An 18,580-nucleotide genomic window follows, 5' to 3' on the forward strand; every position below is an offset into this window, starting at 1 on the left:
ATGATCGGTACCGCAACCGAACCCGCCGCCCGGCCCGGCACCGCGCCGGAACGCGGCGACCACAAGGTCGCCCGCGGCGTGCTCGACCCCGCCCTGCTGCTGACCTCGCTGCCCGACGCCGTACGCAAGCTGGACCCGCGCACGCTGTGGCGCAATCCGGTGATGCTGATCGTGGAGATCGGCGCGGTCTGGTCGACCGTGCGCGCGATCGCCGATCCGAGCGTGTTCGCCTGGGCCATCGTGGTCTGGCTGTGGCTCACCGTGCTGTTCGCCAACCTGGCCGAGGCGGTCGCCGAGGGACGCGGCAAGGCGCAGGCCGACACGCTGCGCAAGGCCAAGACCGATATGGTGGCGCGGCGCCTCGCCGACTGGTCGCCCGGCGCTCGGGTGGTCGAAGAGCGGGTCGCCGCAACGGAACTGCGCCGGGGCGACTACGTGGTGGTCGAGGCGGGACAGGTCATCCCGGGCGACGGTGATGTCGTGGAAGGCATTGCCTCGGTGGACGAATCGGCCATCACCGGCGAATCCGCCCCGGTCATCAGAGAATCCGGTGGCGACCGCTCCGCGGTGACCGGCGGCACCACCGTGCTCTCGGACCGGATCGTCGTCCGGATCACTCAGGAGCCGGGCCAGAGCTTCATCGACAAGATGATCGCCCTGGTCGAGGGCGCGAGCAGGCAGAAGACGCCGAACGAGATCGCGCTGAACATCCTGCTCGCCGCGCTCACGATCATCTTCGTGTTCGCCGTCGCCACCTTGCAGCCGCTGGCCATCTTCTCGAAGGCGAACAACCCTGGCGTGCCCGACACGGCGGCGCTGAACGCCGACGGCATCACCGGGATCGTCATGGTCGCGCTGCTGGTCTGCCTGATTCCGACCACCATCGGCGCATTGCTGTCGGCGATCGGCATCGCGGGCATGGACCGGCTGGTGCAGCGCAACGTGCTCGCCATGTCCGGCCGCGCGGTCGAGGCCGCCGGCGACGTGAACACGCTGCTGCTCGACAAGACCGGAACCATCACCCTCGGCAACCGGCAGGCCTCGGAATTCCTTCCGATGCCCGGTATTTCGGATGACGAAGTGGCCGACGCCGCGCAGTTGTCCAGTCTCGCGGACGAAACACCCGAAGGCCGTTCGATCGTGGTGTACGCCAAGCATGCCTACGGCAAGCGCGAGCGCACCCCCGGCGAGCTGACCGGCGCGACCTGGGTGGAATTCACCGCGCAGACCCGCATGTCGGGCGTCGACCTCGCCGATGGACACCAGCTGCGCAAGGGCGCGGCGAGCGCGGTGACCGAATGGGTGCGCGGCAAGGGCGGTTCGGTGCCCGAGGAGGTCGGCATCACCGTCGACGGTATCGCCGCCTCCGGCGGTACCCCGCTGGTCGTCGGCGAGATCAAGGACGGCACCGCACGACTGCTCGGCGTCATCCACCTCAAAGACGTGGTGAAGCAAGGCATGCGGGAGCGCTTCGACGAGATGCGCAGGATGGGCATCCGCACCGTCATGATCACCGGCGACAATCCGTTGACCGCCAAGGCGATCGCGGACGAGGCGGGCGTCGACGACTTCCTCGCCGAGGCCACTCCCGAGGACAAGCTCGCCCTGATCAAGAAGGAACAGGACGGCGGACGTCTGGTCGCCATGACCGGCGACGGCACCAACGACGCTCCCGCCTTGGCCCAAGCCGACGTCGGCGTCGCGATGAATACCGGCACCTCCGCGGCCAAAGAAGCGGGCAACATGGTCGATCTGGACTCCGATCCGACCAAGCTCATCGAGATCGTGGAGATCGGCAAGCAGCTGCTCATCACCCGGGGCGCGCTGACCACGTTCTCCATCGCCAACGACATCGCCAAGTACTTCGCCATCATCCCGGCGCTGTTCGTCGGGCTGTTCCCCGGCCTGGACCTGCTCAATGTCATGCGGCTGGCCAGTCCGCAATCGGCGATCCTGTCCGCGGTGATCTTCAACGCGATCGTCATCGTGGCGCTGATCCCGCTGGCGTTGCGCGGCGTGCGCTACCGCCCGTCGCACGCGTCGAAACTGTTGAGCCGCAACCTGACCGTGTACGGCCTCGGCGGCATCGTCGCGCCGTTCGTCGGCATCAAGCTCATCGATCTCGTCGTCCACCTCCTCCCCGGGATGTCCTGACATGCGTATGTCCACTTGGATCCGCCAGCACCTTGCCGCGCTGCGTGCCCTGCTCGTGCTGACCGCGATCACCGGAATCGTCTATCCGCTGGCGGTTTTCGCGGTCGGCCAACTGCCGGGGCTGAACGAGAAGGCCGACGGCTCACTGCTCACGTCGGACGGAAAGGTGGTGGGCAGCAGCCTGATCGGCCAGTCGTTCACCGACGCCGACGGCAACGCGCTCGTTCAGTACTTCCAGAGCCGCCCCTCGGCCGCCGGGGACGGCTACGACCCGCTGTCCACGGCGGCGAGCAACCTCGGGCCCGAGGACATCGTGGATCAGAACGTCTTCGATCCCGAGGGACGGGTGAGCCTGCTGACCGCCGTGTGCGCGCGAAGCAAGGCGATCGGCGACCGCGAGGGGGTCGACGGCTCCCGCCCGTTCTGCACGAAAGACGGTGTCGGCACGGTGCTCTCGGTGATCGGCCCGCGCGACGCCGACGGCGAGGTCTCACGGCCGGTGCAGGTGATCAGCGTGAACCAGGCGTGCCCGGCCGCGCCCTTCCTCGACGCCTATCTCGGAGTGCGGGTCCAGTGCGCCGAGCCCGGCGTGGACTACTCGATCGGCCGTCTCGTGCCGATCCGCGGCGACGCCCCCGCCGTTCCGGTGGTCCCCGCCGACGCGGTTACCGCGAGCGGCAGCAGCCTCGATCCGCACATCTCCCCCGCCTACGCGGAGCTTCAGGTCCCGCGGATCGCCGAGGAGCGCAACATTTCCGAAGCGGAGGTGCGCAGGCTGGTCGAGGCGCATACCGAGGACAGGACCCTCGGGTTCCTCGGGGAGCCGCGCGTCGACGTGGTCGAGCTGAATCTCGACCTGGACCGCACCCACCCCCTTCGCGGCTGAGCTTCGGCTCACCGCGTTCGAAAGAACAGCCCCCCGGCGTGCGTGCACGCCGGGGGCTGTCCACTTTTCCGCGCCAGGTTTCCGCCCGCACGCTCAGGCGGGTGAAATACCTATCGTCACAGCGCGGTGCGGGCGGTCAGGTCGTCCAGCAGGATCATGACCTCGCCCTCTCGCTTGACGACCTCGGTGAGCCGGATCTTCAGACCCAGCACCTCGGCGTCGGCGATCGCGTCCGCCGGTTCGTGCCCGAGGCGCTGCCACTCCGCGCCTGCGGCGACGGCGCCGAGCACCGGTTCGGTCTCGCCCTGGTCGCCGCCGAGGCGGGCGGACACCCGAATCGACGCGTGCGGCGAACGCACCCACAGGTTCAGTATCGCCAGCTTCCCGGCGATCGAGAAGGATTGTCCCGGCTTCGCCACGAGCTCGATCTCGAGATCGGCGCTCGCCCCGCGGACCAGCAGCACGAGCGCGCGCTGGTCCGCACCCGCGACGCCGTCGGCATAGACGCCGGGCGTCTTGCTCGGCGCGCCCTCCGCGAACGTGGTGAGGTGCGTCTTGCTCGCCCCGTCCCCCGCGAGATCCCACTTGTCCTTGTTCTCGAAGTCGTCCAGCAGCACCTCGACCGATGCGTCCGACATCCCCGCTGTCCCTTTCTCCGCGCAGCCCGCCGGACACCCTCCGGCCCCGCCATGAACCCTACAAGCCACCGGGCGGTCCTGCCTGCGCGGCGCGGGGTTCACCCCCTGCTACCCGCGCTGCAACCCCTCGGCGTGCGAAACATCGAGGTCTTCAGCTTCCCGAACGGCCCGGACCTGAACCAGGCGCTGGTCGGGCGGGAAGCTGGACGTGGCGAGTTACGGCGACACTCCCGCCCTGATCGCCCGCGGCAGCGGTCTGCAGACGCGGCTGCCCGCCATCAACGCCGTCGGCCTGAACGCCGTTGTGGTGGTGAAAGATCCGTCGATCACCTCGCTGAAGGATCTCGCGGGCAAGAAGACGGCGTGCCGTCCGGCTCCTACATCGACAGGTATCTGCAAGGCGCGCTGCGCGAAGCGGGCGTCCAGGCCGAGCTGACTGTCACATTTCCCGGCGCCGTCTCGTCCTTGATACATCAGACGAAATCTCGACGAGAGGATGACGACGTGTCACGGATGAAGCTGCCGCAGGCCGCGCCCGAGGTGTACCAGGCGTGGATCGCCGCCGAGGGCGCGATCCGGCGCGGCCCCTTGGACCCGGTCGTCCGGGAACTGGTGAAGATCAGGGCTTCCCAGCTGAACGGGTGCGTGTACTGCATCGATATGCACACCACCGACGCGCGCTTGGCAGGCGAGACCGAGAAGCGCATCTTCCAGCTCGACGCCTGGCGCGAGTCGAGGCTCTACACCGAGGCCGAACGGGCCGCGCTGGCCTACGCCGAGGCGGTGACCCGCCTCGGCGAGCACGGCGTGAGCGACGAGATCTGGACCGAGGTGGCGAAGCACTTCGAGGAGGGCGCGCGGGCGGGTCTGGTCGCCATCACCGCGATGATCAACCTCTGGAACAGGATCGCCGTGCCGCTGCGCATGCTCCCCGAGCCCGTCTGACCGGCCGAGCCGACAAGACTTTACGGTCGGTTTGTCGGTGGTCTCGGCCAGGATGGAGACATGACGGAACTATCGCTACGCGAGCTGAACCGGACCCTACTGCTGCGCCAGAAGCTGTCGGAGCGTGTGGATCTGACGCCGTTCGAGCTCGTCAAGCATCTCGTCGCGGTGCAGGGGCAGGAACCGAATTGGCCCTACATCGGGCTCTGGACGCGCCTGGCCGAGTTCCGGCACGACGATCTCGCCGCACTGCTGCACGACCGGAAGCTGGTGCGCTCCACCATGATTCGCCGAACCGTGCACCTGGCCGACAGCGCCGACTTCCGCTGGCTGCGCCCGACCGTGCAGCCGGTGGTCGACGCGGCGCTGAAGGCCGCCTACTACCGCGAGGAGATCGAGGGCATCGACCTGGCCGAGCTCGCCGCGGCGGGCCGCGCGCTGCTGGCCGGAAAGCAGTTGAGCCGCAGCGATTTCGGCGCACTGCTCGCCGAGCGGTTCCCGGACCGGCATGTCCGCAGACTCGCCGAGACCGTCGAGCTGCTCGTCCCGCTGGTGCACGGCGCGGACACCGGCGCGTGGGGCCGGTGGCGCAATTGCTACGTCACCGTGAGTCTCGCCGAGGAATGGATCGGCGCGCCGATGGCCGCGCCCGACCCCGCCGAGCTCATCCGGCGCTACCTGGCCGCCTTCGGCCCGGCGACCGTCGCGGACATGCAGGCCTGGGCGGGCATCACCCGGCTCGCCGAAGTGGTCGACGAAATGCGTTCGGAGCTGGTCGTTTTCACCGACGATCGGCACCGCGTGCTGTTCGACCTGCCGGACGCGCCGCTGGCCGACCCGGATCTCGACGTGCCGGTGCGCTTCCTGCCCGCCTTCGACAACGCGCTGCTCGGCCACAAGGACCGCCGCCGGGTGATCAGCGAGGAGGATCGCCAGCGGACGGCGAAGGAGGCATCCGGCGGTGTTCCCATGTATCTCGTCGACGGTTTCGTGCACGGCCGCTGGGCGCTGGAGGACGACACCGTGCGCATCACGCCATGGCATCCGCTCTCGGCCGCGGACGAGGCCGCGCTGCGCGCCGAGGCCGTGCGCCTGCTGGGTTTCGCGACACCCGACGGACACGGGAAAATTTTCGTCGACGGGGGCTGAGAATTCGAAAGAATCGCCGACGATCCGCGCATTTTCGAAAAGAGACTATCGGTCCGGTAACAGTACGAAGAAGATTACTGGCAACCGATGGGTTTGAGCCGAGGCAAACGAGGTACAACCCCTTCGGCCTCCCCTGATCACGTTCCACTGTGACAGGCCAACCAAAGCCCCATGGACGGCGGTGAAGTTCTCGCTCCACCTCCGCCGGCGGCGGCCACCACGTTAGGCACCCGGCGCATCGGTGTGCTGGGTGAATGCGAGTGCAATGGTTGTGTCCCTGGAAGGAGGGTCATGAGCGCAGTGTTCTCGGCGCCGGTTTCGGCGCAGCGTGTGGCTTCGGATCTTCTGTCGATCGATCACCCCGGTACCCGATTCCGAATTGCGATGGTTGTTCCGCCGTATTTCGACGTGCCGCCGAAGGCTTACGGCGGCGTCGAGGCGGTAGTCGCCGATCTGGTCGATTCGCTGGTAACGCGTGGGCACGATGTGACGTTGTTCGGCGCCGGCGAGCCGGGTACCAAGGCTCGCTTCGTACCCCTCTGGGATCGGGCGCTGCCCGAACGGCTCGGCGAGCCGTTCCCCGAAGTCATGCACGCGCTGAAGGTGCGCAAGGCGATCGAACGCCACCACGCCACCTATGGCCTGGATCTGGTGCACGACCACACCTTCGCCGGACCGCTCAACTCACCGGCCTACTACGGCCTCGGCCTGCCCACCGTGGTGACCGTGCACGGGCCGGTGCAGGACGACTGCTACCAGTACTACCGAGCGCTCGGCGACGAAGTGTCGCTCGTCGCGATCAGCGACCGCCAGCGTGTCCTCGCTCCTGACCTGCACTGGGCAGGCCGCGTGCACAACGCGATCAACGTGGCGGACTGGCCGTTCCAGACCGAGAAGGAGGACTACGCGCTCTTCCTCGGCCGGTTCAACGAGTGCAAAGCGCCGCACCTCGCGCTCGAAGCGGCGCACGCCGCGGGAATTCCACTCATCCTCGCAGGCAAGTGCAGCGAACCACCTGAGCTGGCGTATTTCGAAGAGAAGGTGCGCCCGCTGCTCACCGATCGGGATCACGTCTTCGGGATGGCCGACGCCAAGGCCAAGCGCAAGCTGCTCGCCGGTGCGCGCTGCCTGCTGTTCCCGATCCTCTGGGAGGAACCCTTCGGCATGGTGATGATCGAATCGATGGTGTGCGGCACCCCGGTGGTCGCACTGCGCGGCGGCGCGGTCGACGAAGTGGTCGTCGACGGGGTCACCGGCCGCATCTGCGACGATCCGGCCGAGCTGACCGCAGCGATCACCGAAGTGCAGAGCCTGGATCCGATGGCGTGCCGTGCCCATGTCGAGGCGAACTTCGGCTCCGACGGCGCCGGCCGCGGGTACGAGCAGGTCTATTGGAAGCTCCTGCGGCCGAGGAACCGGGTCACCACCCGACTGCCCGAGACAGCGTCGAACGTCGCGGTCGCGAGCAGGCTCGCGTGACAGGAGCATCCGCCGCGAGCGGCCCGACGCCGCTCAACTCGGGTGAACCAACGGGCTTCGGCGGAGCCGGGTCGGTGACACTGGTGGAAGGTGGCACCTTCTGCCTGTCGAACCGGCTCGGCGACGTCGAGCCCGGCCGCCCGCACGGGCTGTTCTTCCGGGACGCGCGCGTCCTTTCGCGGTGGGAACTGCTCGTCGACGGCAGACCGGCGGAACCGCTGTCGGTCCTCAGCCCGGAGGCGTTCATCGCGCGCTTCGTCATGCGCAGACCGCCGAAGGCCGGGCTGGCCGACAGCACCCTGCTGGTCGTCCGCGAACGCATCGTCGCCGACGGCATGCACGAGCTGCTCACGCTGGAGAACATGGGCCGCGAACCCACGGCGGTGACCCTGGAGCTGCACGTCGACGCGGATTTCGTCGATCTGTTCGCGGTCAAGGAAGGCCGCGCGGGGCACGTGCGCGCCGACGTGACCGTCTCCGAAAGCGAACTGCTGCTACACGATCGCTCGGACCGGATGCGCGGCATCACGATCTCGGCCACCGTGGAACCCACCGTGCTGCCCGGCGCCCTGGTGTGGCGAGTCGTCGTTCCGGTCGGCGGCAAGTGGCAGACCGAGGTCATCGCGCAGCCGACGCTGGGCAACCAGCAGGTGCAGATGCCGATCACGCCGGGCGAGCACGTCGGCCACAGCGCGCCGTGCCGCAAGATCGCGGCGTGGCGCGACACCGCCACCGACATCTCCTCGGCCGACCCGGTGCTCACCCAGGTGCTGCGCCGCACCGAAAGCGATCTGGGCGCCTTGCAGATTCACGACGACACCGGCGGAAGCAGGCCGTTCGTGGCGGCGGGTGCGCCATGGTTCATGACGCTGTTCGGACGCGACAGCCTGCTCACGGCATGGATGGCGCTGCCGCTCGCGGTGGACCTCGCCCTCGGCACACTGCAACAGCTCGCCGAACTGCAAGGGCAGGAACTGAATCCGCTCACCGAGGAAGAGCCGGGGCGGATCATGCACGAGATGCGGCGCGGTCCCTCCGGCGGCCAAGTACTGGGCGGCGCCATCTACTACGGAACCGCCGACGCCACACCGCTGTTCGTGATGCTGCTCGCCGAATGCCATCGGTGGGGCGCGGATCCGCGGGCTATCGAAGAGCTGCTTCCCGCTGCCGACGCGGCACTGGAATGGATCGCGGAGTACGGCGACCGCGACGGCGACGGATTCGTCGAGTACCGCCGCGCCACCGACCGCGGTCTGATCAACCAGGGCTGGAAGGACAGCTTCGACGGAATCAACGACGCGGGAGGCCATCTCGCCGAGGCGCCGGTGGCGCTGTGCGAGGTGCAGGGCTACGTGCACGCGGCCCTGCTCGCCAGGGCGGAGCTGGCCGAGGCCTTCGACGAACAGCGCCTGGCCACCCGCCTGCGCGAGCGGGCGGCCGAACTGCGCGGGAAGTTCACCGAGCAGTTCTGGATGCCGGACCGCGGCTGGTACGCGGTCGCGTTGGACGGCACCAAGCGGCATGTCGACGCGCTGACCAGCAATGCGGCGCACTGTCTCTGGGCGGGTATCGCCAGCGACGAGCACGCCGAGGAACTGGTGCGTCAACTGGCCAAGGAGGAGATGGACACCGGTTTCGGGTTGCGCACACTGGCCGCCAACATGGGCGCCTACAACCCGATGAGCTATCACTGCGGCTCGGTGTGGCCGCACGACACCGCGATCGCCGTGGCCGGGCTGCTGCGCTACGAGCACGTGCCGGGCGCGACGAAACTGGCCACCCGGCTGGCCACCGGATTGCTGGACGCGGCAGCGGCTTTCGACGGGCGCCTGCCCGAGCTGTTCTGCGGCTTCCCGCGTTCCCGGTTCGCGGTACCGGTGCCCTACCCCACGTCCTGTTCGCCGCAGGCCTGGGCGAGCGCCGCGCCGCTGCTGCTGGTGCGGGCCTTCCTCGGCCTGAATCCCGATGTGCCCCAACGCACGCTGACCGTGCGGCCACGGCTCCCTCAGGCCTGGGGCAAGGTGTCGCTCACCGCGCTGCGACTCGGTGAGATCAGCGTCGACTTGGAAGCGGAAGGAAACCAGGTGCTCTCGGCTCGACTGCCCGACGATTGGCAGCTGATCACCCTATGAAACGCTCGCGATAGTGTCCCGCGCACGGGAATCGGGCACCCTGCGCCGACGCGGGCTGGAGGTGCACGATGCAGACATCGCTGGACAAGCGGGACCTGTGGAGCACTCAGCACAGAGACTGCGGGATCGAGCCCACGGACCTGGATCTGGAGCTAGCGCTGTTCCTGCGTAGCGTCCACGCCGGGCACGGACCCGGCTGTCGCCAGTACCTGGCCGCCGCCGCCTACTGTTTCGGCCACACCGAAGCGCACTGACCGGCGGCGCGACCGGCTCATGACGCCGGTGCGCAGCGGCCCGGTTCGATGAGCTCGCTGGCGCACGGCTCGTTGCCGTGCGCGCGCAGCACTTCCGCGCCCACGTTCGCGGTGAGGTAGTGCAGGAAGCTCGCCGCGAGCGAACCCGCGGGGAGATCGCCATTGCTGTAAGCGTATTCGACGCCCCAGAAGGGATAGGAGCGGTCGATCGCGACCTGCCTGCCCGGCGCGACGCCGCCGAGCGTGACGATGCGCATCTCGGCCCTGCGGGCCTCGGAGAGTTCGCCGTAGCCGATCGCGCCGGGAAGCTCGTCCACGGCCTTGTGCATGTCCTTGGTGACCGGCACGTCGCAGTAGGCGCCCGCGGTGTCCTTGATGGCGGTGCAGCTGCGGTGCGGGCGGGCGGGTTGCTCGCCGCCGAGCAGCGCCGTCTCGAAGATCACCCGGGTGCCCGATCCCGGCGCCCGATCGATGAGCACGACGGGCAGATCCGGCCCGCCGACCTGCCGCCAGTTGGTGATTCGGCCCTGGTACATGTCCCTGACTTGGGCGATCGTGAGATCGCTGACGCCGAGGTTCTTGTGCACGAAGACGGCGAACAGGGACACCGCGAGCGGACGCGGTCGCAGCGCGGGGTAGCCCGGGCCCTTCGCGCCGTCGCTGATCGTGAGGAGCTCGGCATCCGGCCCCGCTTCGGCCAGCCGGTCGAGGCCGCGTTCGGTGCCTTGGAAGTCGAAGGCGAACTCGGCCCCGGTGCAGCGCTTCTCGTACTGCGCCGCCGCGTCGCGGACGACGGGCTCGAAGGCCGAGGAGCCGACCAGGGTGAGCCTGCCCGCGGCACAGTCCAACGGGGTCGGCGGCTGCAACCGGGCGACGACGAACTGCCCGATGATCACCAGCACCAGAAAAGCGGTGAGCACCAGCATGACCCGGGAGATTCCGGTGCGGCTGCGCGTCTCGACGACGCGCCCGCCGCGAATCTCGCCGCGCAGCACCGGCGTGCGCTCCTCCTCGGTGCCGCCAATTTCGGACTGCTGAAGAATGGCCAGGATCTTGTAGTGGTGCTTTCTGGTCAGCGGGACCTTCGGCAGATCGATGACGCCGATCCGTCCTCCGGTGTCCTCCCTGACGGCGATACCCGAACCGGGACCGAGGCTTTCGGCCAGGTCGGGATCGCTCAGCTCGGTCACCGCCATGCCGAGCACCCGGCGTCGCGGGAAGTGCAGGTGCAGACCGATGCGCGCGGTCGGCGCCATGTAGTCCGACGCCGTGATCGCGGTGCTGCCGCTGTTCTCGATGCGCACCAGCGCCACCGACAGATCGCGCAGTTCGGGTCCGGCATCCCCGGTGTTCGCGCGCAGGTTCTCCAGCACCCCAGGGAACACCGATTCGATCTCGCCGGTGACGGGCGTGTCCATCTGCACGCGGTAGCCGAGCCGCCTGCGGCCCACGAAGACGAACTCCCACGCGAATGCGGCGACCGGCACCGCGATGCCGACGAGCGCGAGAACGGTGTCGAGCGAGAAGTCCCCCACCTGTTGCCCCACCCCCAGGATGTCGATGTGGGCCTATTGTCCAGTGCTCTAGCACATTTCGCGGAGGCGGACGCCGAATGTTCGCCAGCCGTTCACTACCCGACCACCTTGGGAACGGTCAGGACGCAGCCGTCCAGGCCAGGAGATCGTCCACCGGCCAGGTGTTGATCACCCGATCCGGGTCCACGCCGTTGGCGACGGCGCGCTCGCATCCGTAACCCTGCCAATCCAATTGGCCGGGAGCGTGCGCGTCGGTGTCGACGGAGAAGTGGCACCCGATCTCCACCGCCAGCCGCAGCAACCGGGAGGGCGGGTCCAAGCGCTCCGGACGGCAGTTGATCTCCACCGCGGTGCCGTACTTCTTGCACGCCTCGAAGACCAGTTCGGCGTCGAAGGTCGATTCCGGCCGGTTGCCGCGGACGCCCTCGACCAGTCGGCCGGTGCAGTGGCCGAGCACGTCGACGTTCGGGTTGGCCACCGCGTAGACCATGCGCTTGGTCATGGTCGCGCTGTCCGCGCGCAGGTGCGAATGCACGCTGGCCACCACGATGTCGAGCTCGGCGAGCAGGTCGGCCTCCTGATCGAGGGCGCCGTCGTCGAGGATGTCGACCTCGATACCGGTGAGGATGCGAAACGGCGCGAAGCGCTCGTTCAGCTCCGCCACCACGTCGAGCTGGCGGCGCAGCCGCTCGGCGGACAGTCCGTTGGCGACCGTCAGGCGCGGCGAATGATCGGTGAGCGCGCAGTATTCGTGTCCGAGCGCCGCGGCGACGCTCATCATCTCCTCGATCGGGCTGCCGCCGTCGGACCAGTTCGAATGGGTGTGCAGGTCGCCGCGGAGCCGTTGGCGCAGCGGCTTGCCCGGCGCGCCGATGGGCTGCGCGGCGCGGCGCAGGCCGGCCAGATAGTCGGGGACCTGTCCCGCGCAGGCCTGCGCGATGACGGCGGCCGTCTTCGGGCCGATGCCGGACAGGTCCTGCCAGATGCCCGCCGCCTGGTACGCGGCGAGCTCGTCCGGCGACAATTCCGCCACCACCTCGGCGGCGCGACGGTAGGCCTTGACCCGGTGGGTCTGGGCGCGGCCGCGCTCGAGCCAGAAGCCGATCTCGCGCAACGCTTCCACCGGACCGGGCGCACCCGCCCCGTCCGGTTCGGCGATCCGATCGGCGTCGGTCACGCGGCTATCGAATCCTGCTGTACTTCACGAATGCCACGCCGTCCTCGAACACCCGGCTGGTGATCACGCGGAACCGGGCCGCCTCCGGCAGCCGGGGCCCGGAGCCGAACAGCGAGCGGCCGCGGCCGAGCACGATCGGATACAGCTTCAGGAAGATCTGATCGATCTCGGGAAGCAGCACCTGTGCCAGCTCGCCGCCGCCGCACAGCCAGATGCCGAGGCCCTTGTCCCGCTTGAGTTCTCGCACCCGCTCCAGCGGATCGTGCGAGATCAGCTCGACGGCGGGGTCCGGGTTCTCCGGCAGGGTCGTGGAGACCACGAACTGCCGCAGGTGGGCGTACGGGCTCGAGGTGCCGGTGCGGACGCCGAAATCGTGCGTCTTGCGCCCCATCAGCACCGTGTCGAAGTTGGCATTGCGCTTGGTGATGCCGCGCGCCTCCCGCACCTTGGTCGGCAAGGTCTCGGGATACTGCGCGGTGATCGCCGGGCCGTGGTCGCCGCCGACCGGGAAGAAGTCGACCGACCCGTCCTCGGTGGCGATGAACCCGTCGATGGTCGACGCTACGTAGTAGGTGAGCTTGCGCATATGTCCTTCCTCCACGGCCGGGGAGACGTCCCGGACTGCATGAGGAAACGGTAGCTCGCTCGGGTCAGCGGCGGCGCGGCTTCGGCTGGCAGCGCGGGCAGGAGTACGAGGAACGGTTCATAAAACGCTCGCGCACGACGGGCGCGCCGCAGCGGCGGCACGGCTCGTCCTCCCTGCCGTAGACGGCGAGCGCGCGTTCGAAGTAGCCGGATTCGCCGTTGACGTCGACGTAGAGCGCGTCGAAGGAGGTGCCGCCCACGGCGAGCGCCTCACCCATCACTGCGGCGACCGCGTCGAGCAGCTCGCGGAGGACGGGCCGGGTCAGGCCGGAGGCGAGGCGAGTGCCGTGGATCCTAGCGCGCCAGAGCGACTCGTCGGCGTAGATGTTGCCGATGCCGGAGATCACCGACTGGTCGAGCAACACCCGCTTGATCTCGGACTGCTTGGTCCGGATTGCGGCCACCGCCGCTTCCCGGTCGAAGCGCGGGTCCAGCGGATCACGGGCGATGTGCGCGACGGGCTCGGGCACCAGGGTGCCGTCGACCTCGACCAGCGGTGCCAGCGCCCAGCCGCCGAAGGTGCGCTGGTCGACGAAGCGCAGCTGAGTGCCGTCGTGCAGGGTCGCCTGGATGTGCGCGTGCTTCTCCAGCGGGACGTCGGCGGGCCGCACCAGCATCTGGCCGCTCATGCCGAGATGCACGACGAGCGCGTCGTCGCCGTCGTCGAAGGTGAGCCAGAGATACTTGCCGCGCCGCTCGGCGGCTGCCACGCGCTGACCGGCCATGCGCGCCGCGAGATCGGCCGCGCCCTCGAGATGGCGGCGCACCGACCGCGGGTGCGTGACGATCACCGATTCGATGGTGCGGCCGACGACATGATCGGCGAGTCCGCGCCGGACGACCTCGACCTCGGGGAGTTCGGGCACGTCAGGCTTCGGCGGTCAGTGCCTGGTAGGCGGCGCCCGCGGCCTTCTGCTCCGCTTCCTTCTTGGACCGGCCCACGCCCTGCCCGTAGGCACGGCCGCCGATCACCGTGGTCGCGGTGAATTCCTTATCGTGGTCGGGGCCCGTCGAGGTGATCTCGTAGCTGGGCACGCCGAGGCCGCGTTCCGCGGTGAGCTCCTGCAGGCTGGTCTTCCAGTCGAGCCCGGCACCCATCCTCGGACCGCGCTCGAGCAACTCGGCGAACAGCCGCAGCACCACGCCGCGCGCCACGTCGATGCCGTGTTGCAGGTGGACCGCGCCGAGCAGCGACTCCATGCCGTCGGCGAGGATGCTCGGCTTGTCCCGGCCGCCGGTGAGCTCTTCGCCCTTGCCGAGCAACAGGTGCACGCCGAGTCCGCCCTCGCCGAGCCCGCGCGCCACCTCGGCGAGCGCGTGCATGTTCACCACGCTCGCCCGCAGCTTGGCCAGTTCGCCCTCGGACTTGTCCGGGTGCTCGTGGTACAGCCGCTCGGTGATGCTGAGGCCGAGGACGGAGTCGCCGAGGAATTCCAGGCGCTCGTTGGTCGGCAGCCCGCCGTTCTCGTAGGCGTACGACCGGTGTGTCAGCGCTAGGCGCAACAGATCCGGTCGCACGTCGACGCCGAGGGCTTCGAGCAGGCTGGCATGTTCACCGGACGAGCCGGCTTCGTCCTTGCTGACGGTCACGTCGATACGACAGGTCGAACTGTCAGACGGCGGCGGTGACCTGGCGGCCCTTGTAGGTGCCGCAGGACGGGCACGCGATGTGCGGCAGGGTCTTCTCGCCGCAGGCGCGGTTCGGGCAGGTGATCAGGGTAGGCGCGGTGGCCTTCCACTGGCTGCGCCGCGACCTGGTGTTGGAACGGGACATCCGGCGCTTGGGAACGGCCACGACTAACTCTCCTCTGTCCTAATTGCTCTGCCGGTTCGGCTGATGGTCTTGCGTTTATCGTTCTGGGTCGGCGTCCGCGTCGGGACTGCCGTTGCCGGGCGATTCGGTGGCGAACTTCGCCAGCCCGGCCCAGCGAGGGTCAAGTATCTCATGCCCATGATCGGAACCCGCAATCGCCATCCGCACGCCACATTCCGGGCACAGCCCGGCGCAGTCCGGTGTGCACAGCGGCTGCAGCGGCAGCTCCAGTCCGATGGCGTCGACGACCACCGGCTCCAGGTCGATGAGGTCGTCGTCCATCCGGTAGATCTCGTCGGCCTCGGTGGTCTGCTCGGTGGTGCTGTCGGGGTAGGCGAACAGCTCCGTGAGATGGAGGCGGACCTCGTCGGTGAACGGTTCGAGGCAGCGCGAGCACTCCCCCGCCGTCGGCGCGATCACCGTTCCGGTGACCAGCACACCCTCGGACACGGCTTGCAGTTGCAGGTCGAGCTCGACCTCCGCCCCCTCCGGGATGGCGACCAGGTCCAACCCGATCTTCTCGGCGGTGGTGACCGTACGCTGCAGCTCCCGCATCGTGCCGGGGCGGCGCCCCAGGCTGCGGATGTCCAGCACGAAACCCGCGTCCGTCTTGCGGCGCGAGGCCGCACGGGGACGCGACGCAGAACCGGAACCGGCGGGCATCACGAACTCACTCACGATCGAAGGGAAATGGGCAACCACTCAACAATACGCGAGGTGCAGGCCGAACCTCAAAACACAGGCGGCGCCGCAGCATCGGCCAACGCACCGCCCGGACAGCGCGCCGCGGCGGAAAGACGGTCGCGTCGGACGGCGCCGCGCCGCGGTCAGCGGCGGAATTCCGCCGCGTAGTCGGGCGCTCCCGCACCGCTGCGCAGCTGGTGCCGCCCGCGTCCGACGGTGCGCAAGGTGCTGTTCAGCGTTTCCTCGAACTGGGCGAGCGTCGAATCCACGTAGTGGTCGCAGTCGTCGCGCATCCGGTCGGCCTGCGCGTGCGCGCCGTCGATGATGCGCGCGGACTCGGCGTGCGCCGCCCTGACCACTTCGGTCTGGGCCACCAGGCGCTCCTGCTCGGCGCGACCCTCGGCCACCGAGCGTTCGTAGGACGCCTTGCCCGCCTCGATCATGCGGTCCGACTCGGTGCGCGCCCGGCCGGTGACCGCCTCGAACTCGGCGTTGCCGTCGGCCACGACGCGGTCGGCCTCCTCCTGCGCGGCCGCGACCAGGTGATCGGCGTGCGCGCTCGCCTCGGCCACCATCCGGTCCGCGTGCGCCTTCGCGTCGGCGAGAATGCGGTCGGCCTCCTGGCGCGCCGAGCCGATGGTCTGCTCGGCCTGTTCGTTGGCGGAGGTCACGGTGATCTCGGCGGCCGAGCGAGCGTCGGAGACGATCTTGTCGCGATGGTCGAGCACGTCCTGGGCGTCGTCGAGTTCCCCAGGCAGCGCGTCGCGCACGTCGTCGAGCAGCTCGAGGACGTCGCCGCGCGGCACGATGCAACTGCGGGTCGGCGGGATGCCGCGCGCCTCTTCGACGATGGCCACCAGCTCGTCGAGTGCCTCGAATACGCGAAACATGCTCACTACCCCGCTCTCCTGCTGAATCGGGCGAAACTCTCCGCCGACGCCCAGTGTGCCCCTCATCACGGCGTATGCCGAGTCCTCTATCGGTGTGTCGTCACAGTGTCTCGTACACCACAAAATCAAGTGGAGGAATCCCCTCCACTTCGTGCTACATTTTTTTTCGAGAGGGTCTCGACAAGATCTTCTTAAGGGGACCGCAGGGCCACACGGGAACTGTGGGACCGGAGGGAACGGACGCCTTGCCGGACAGTTGACTGGTTCCATATGTTCAGTACATACTGAACGAAAGGAACAGGAAGGCCGGGGAGGAAAGCGGCAACCGCCGCTGTTGTCCCTTCCAAGGCTCGGGTTGGATCGGAAGAGCAATGACGGTTCTGGAAGTACCACGCTCGGCAGTGGTGCCCGTCGGCGTCTACACGCCGTGGGCCTTCCCGTACCCCACGGTGCGCACGCTGCCGGTCGCCCGATTCGGGCAGCTTCTGCAGTATCTGCGCGGCGATCGCGCCTTCGCCCAGCTGGTCCGCTTCGCACTGGTCGGCGGCTCCAGCAACGTCGCCTACGTCCTGCTCTTCTTCACCATGCACGGCATCGGGCCGATCGCGGCCAACATCGCCGGTTCGGTGGTGAGCACGATCATCGCCAACGAGCTGCACCGCCAGCTCACCTTCCACGCTGCGGGCCGGGTCGGCTGGTTCACCGCGCAATGGGAGGGCGGCGGACTCGCCTTGGTCGGACTCGCCATCACCACCGCCGCGCTGGCCGGGCTCGAGTTCTGGGCGCCAGGTCTCGGCGGTACCGCCCAGGCGGCGGCCGTCCTTGCCATCACCGCTGCGGTCGGCGGCATGCGCTTCCTCGCCCTACGCGGCCTGGTGTTCTGAGAACGCCCTCGAACGAATCCGCCCCGGTTCCGCACGATTCGGAACCGGGGCGTTTTTCTGTCCGTGGGATCAGTTCAGCCGCGCCGTTCGGCGAGGCGATCGAGCAGGCGCTTGTGCACCGACGGCGGAAGCATGTCGCTGACGTCGCCGCCGTAGGTCGCCACCTCTTTGACCAGCGAGCTGGACAGGAAGCTGAAGGTCGGGTTGGTGGCGATGAAGAAGGTGTCCACCCCGGAGAGCTTCTTGTTCATCTGGGCCATCTGCAGTTCGTAGCCGAAATCGGTGGCGTCGCGCAGGCCCTTGACGATGGCGGTGATGCCCTGATCCTTGGCGAAGTCCACGAGCAGGCCCTGCCAGGAGGCGACCCGCAGGTTCGGCAGGTGCGCGGTCGCCTCGCGCAGCATCTCCATCCGTTCCTCGACGGTGAACATGCCCTGCTTCTTCGGGTTCACCATGACGGTCACCACGACCTCGTCGAATTGCGCCGCCGCGCGGGCGAATACGTCGAGATGCCCGTTGGTGACCGGATCGAAGGACCCGGGACACAGTGCTCCAGCCATGACGCGACGCTACCACCCGGTCACGGCCGGTAGTCGGCCAGTTCCAGGCGGGTTTCGCCGTAGCGGCGCGGCTTGGCGGGCACGAAGGCTGCGGGCCAATCGATTTCGGGTGACCTGCTGGATCGTTCGATGACGATCAGCGCGCCGGGATGCAGCCAGGCTCCGTCGGCGAGCGCGACCAGGTCGGCGGTCACCGCCGCGGTGTCCACATCGTAGGGCGGGTCGGACAACACCAGATCGAACCGGCCCGCACCGCCCTGGGCGAGCACCGCGGCGACCGGCCCGACGCGCAGTTCCGCGCCGGGCAGGCCGAGGTCGGCGATGTTGCCGCGCACCACGGCCGCCGCCTTGCGATCCGATTCGACGAGCAGCGCGTAGGACGCGCCGCGGGAGAGCGCCTCCAACCCGAGCGCGCCCGAGCCCGCGTACAGGTCGAGCACCCGGACGCCGTCCAGATCCATCCTGGCGTCGAGCGCGCTGAACAGCGCCTCGCGCACCCGGTCGGACGTGGGCCTCGTGCCCGCGGGCGGCACCCGGAGGCGCCGCCCGCCCGCCGCGCCCGCGACGATCCGCGTCATTCCGCGGTCGACTCGCGCACGGCCAGTTCGACCAGCAGGTCACCGCCCTCGACCTGCTGCACCTTGCCGATCGCGACGCGACCGACGGTGCCTGCGCGGGGTGCGGTGATGGCGGCTTCCATCTTCATGGCCTCGATGGTGGCGATGGTGTCGCCGGTTTCGACGGTGTCGCCCTCG

21 protein-coding genes are annotated in these 18,580 nt (G+C 68.8%); 9 read left to right on the top strand and 12 right to left on the bottom strand.

From position 1 onward, the window contains the following. Entirely contained in the window at nt 1-2,154 is a 2,154-nt protein-coding gene (gene kdpB / locus AC3EO7_RS36510) for a potassium-transporting ATPase subunit KdpB (RefSeq protein WP_435593712.1), read from the top strand. A 1-nt stretch (nt 2,155) separates the two neighbouring features. After that, nucleotides 2,156-3,040 carry a potassium-transporting ATPase subunit C gene (locus AC3EO7_RS36515; RefSeq protein WP_435593713.1) on the top strand — a complete coding sequence of 295 codons (885 nt, stop codon included), beginning with the start codon at nt 2,156-2,158 and terminating at the stop codon, nt 3,038-3,040. Between the two features lie 116 nt (nt 3,041-3,156). On the opposite strand, the gene AC3EO7_RS36520 is transcribed toward AC3EO7_RS36515, so the two are convergent. Beyond that, nucleotides 3,157-3,678 (bottom strand): hypothetical protein, encoded by a 522-nt coding sequence (locus tag AC3EO7_RS36520; RefSeq protein ID WP_431969517.1) that lies wholly within the window; start codon nt 3,676-3,678, stop codon nt 3,157-3,159. Nucleotides 3,679-3,886: 208 nt separating this feature from the next. On the opposite strand from AC3EO7_RS36520, the gene AC3EO7_RS36525 reads away from it, so the two are divergent. The 6 genes from AC3EO7_RS36525 to AC3EO7_RS36550 all read left to right on the top strand — a co-directional run bounded on the left by AC3EO7_RS36525 (nt 3,887) and on the right by AC3EO7_RS36550 (nt 9,637). After that, complete coding sequence (locus AC3EO7_RS36525) at nt 3,887-4,114, top strand: ABC transporter substrate-binding protein (RefSeq protein WP_435593714.1); 228 nt, start codon at nt 3,887-3,889, stop codon at nt 4,112-4,114. A 77-nt stretch (nt 4,115-4,191) separates the two neighbouring features. Continuing rightward, on the top strand, nt 4,192-4,623 hold the full coding sequence (locus tag AC3EO7_RS36530; protein ID WP_435593719.1) for a carboxymuconolactone decarboxylase family protein: 432 nt from the start codon (nt 4,192-4,194) through the stop codon (nt 4,621-4,623). A gap of 60 nt (nt 4,624-4,683) precedes the next feature. Continuing rightward, nucleotides 4,684-5,772 (top strand): winged helix DNA-binding domain-containing protein, encoded by a 1,089-nt coding sequence (locus AC3EO7_RS36535; protein WP_435593715.1) that lies wholly within the window; start codon nt 4,684-4,686, stop codon nt 5,770-5,772. 291 nt (nt 5,773-6,063) lie between these two features. After that, entirely contained in the window at nt 6,064-7,251 is a 1,188-nt protein-coding gene (locus tag AC3EO7_RS36540) for a glycosyltransferase family 4 protein (RefSeq protein ID WP_431969520.1), read from the top strand. Next, nucleotides 7,248-9,383, top strand: a complete 2,136-nt coding sequence (locus tag AC3EO7_RS36545; RefSeq protein ID WP_431969521.1) for an amylo-alpha-1,6-glucosidase — start codon at nt 7,248-7,250, stop codon at nt 9,381-9,383. Before AC3EO7_RS36540 ends, AC3EO7_RS36545 begins: the two co-directional genes overlap by 4 nt. A 68-nt stretch (nt 9,384-9,451) precedes the next feature. Beyond that, a complete protein-coding gene (locus AC3EO7_RS36550; RefSeq protein ID WP_431969522.1) occupies nt 9,452-9,637 on the top strand; it encodes a hypothetical protein in 186 nt (61 codons plus the stop codon). A gap of 17 nt (nt 9,638-9,654) precedes the next feature. Here AC3EO7_RS36550 and AC3EO7_RS36555 read toward each other — a convergent pair whose 3' ends face one another. The 8 genes from AC3EO7_RS36555 to AC3EO7_RS36590 form a co-directional block, all read right to left on the bottom strand. After that, nucleotides 9,655-11,172 carry a PstS family phosphate ABC transporter substrate-binding protein gene (locus AC3EO7_RS36555; protein WP_435593716.1) on the bottom strand — a complete coding sequence of 506 codons (1,518 nt, stop codon included), beginning with the start codon at nt 11,170-11,172 and terminating at the stop codon, nt 9,655-9,657. Between the two features lie 118 nt (nt 11,173-11,290). Beyond that, nucleotides 11,291-12,349: a PHP domain-containing protein gene (locus AC3EO7_RS36560; protein ID WP_431969524.1), complete on the bottom strand. Its 1,059-nt coding sequence runs from the start codon at nt 12,347-12,349 to the stop codon at nt 11,291-11,293. Between the two features lie 4 nt (nt 12,350-12,353). Beyond that, nucleotides 12,354-12,935: a dihydrofolate reductase family protein gene (locus AC3EO7_RS36565; protein ID WP_431969525.1), complete on the bottom strand. Its 582-nt coding sequence runs from the start codon at nt 12,933-12,935 to the stop codon at nt 12,354-12,356. Between the two features lie 64 nt (nt 12,936-12,999). Further along, entirely contained in the window at nt 13,000-13,860 is an 861-nt protein-coding gene (gene mutM, locus AC3EO7_RS36570; protein ID WP_431969526.1) for a bifunctional DNA-formamidopyrimidine glycosylase/DNA-(apurinic or apyrimidinic site) lyase, read from the bottom strand. A gap of 1 nt (nt 13,861) precedes the next feature. Next, entirely contained in the window at nt 13,862-14,584 is a 723-nt protein-coding gene (gene rnc / locus AC3EO7_RS36575) for a ribonuclease III (RefSeq protein WP_141809475.1), read from the bottom strand. Between the two features lie 22 nt (nt 14,585-14,606). Continuing rightward, nucleotides 14,607-14,789 carry a 50S ribosomal protein L32 gene (gene rpmF / locus AC3EO7_RS36580; protein ID WP_014987105.1) on the bottom strand — a complete coding sequence of 61 codons (183 nt, stop codon included), beginning with the start codon at nt 14,787-14,789 and terminating at the stop codon, nt 14,607-14,609. 54 nt (nt 14,790-14,843) lie between these two features. Then, nucleotides 14,844-15,470 carry a YceD family protein gene (locus AC3EO7_RS36585; protein WP_431969549.1) on the bottom strand — a complete coding sequence of 209 codons (627 nt, stop codon included), beginning with the start codon at nt 15,468-15,470 and terminating at the stop codon, nt 14,844-14,846. 164 nt (nt 15,471-15,634) lie between these two features. After that, entirely contained in the window at nt 15,635-16,381 is a 747-nt protein-coding gene (locus AC3EO7_RS36590; RefSeq protein WP_435593720.1) for a DivIVA domain-containing protein, read from the bottom strand. 371 nt (nt 16,382-16,752) lie between these two features. Between AC3EO7_RS36590 and AC3EO7_RS36595 the strand changes: the two genes are divergently transcribed. Further along, the gene (locus AC3EO7_RS36595) at nt 16,753-17,265 is read left to right on the top strand and encodes a GtrA family protein (RefSeq protein ID WP_431969527.1); all 513 of its coding nucleotides are present in this window, start codon (nt 16,753-16,755) and stop codon (nt 17,263-17,265) included. A 74-nt stretch (nt 17,266-17,339) separates the two neighbouring features. Here AC3EO7_RS36595 and coaD read toward each other — a convergent pair whose 3' ends face one another. The 3 genes from coaD to AC3EO7_RS36610 all read right to left on the bottom strand — a co-directional run. Further along, on the bottom strand, nt 17,340-17,825 hold the full coding sequence (gene coaD / locus AC3EO7_RS36600; RefSeq protein ID WP_435593717.1) for a pantetheine-phosphate adenylyltransferase: 486 nt from the start codon (nt 17,823-17,825) through the stop codon (nt 17,340-17,342). A 20-nt stretch (nt 17,826-17,845) separates the two neighbouring features. After that, nucleotides 17,846-18,403 carry a 16S rRNA (guanine(966)-N(2))-methyltransferase RsmD gene (rsmD, locus tag AC3EO7_RS36605; protein ID WP_431969529.1) on the bottom strand — a complete coding sequence of 186 codons (558 nt, stop codon included), beginning with the start codon at nt 18,401-18,403 and terminating at the stop codon, nt 17,846-17,848. Next, the coding region (locus AC3EO7_RS36610; protein ID WP_435593718.1) for a biotin/lipoyl-containing protein at nt 18,400-18,580 on the bottom strand (181 nt) is incomplete at its 5' end. The genes rsmD and AC3EO7_RS36610, both read right to left, overlap by 4 nt.

This window comes from Nocardia sp. bgisy118, from assembly GCF_057708605.1.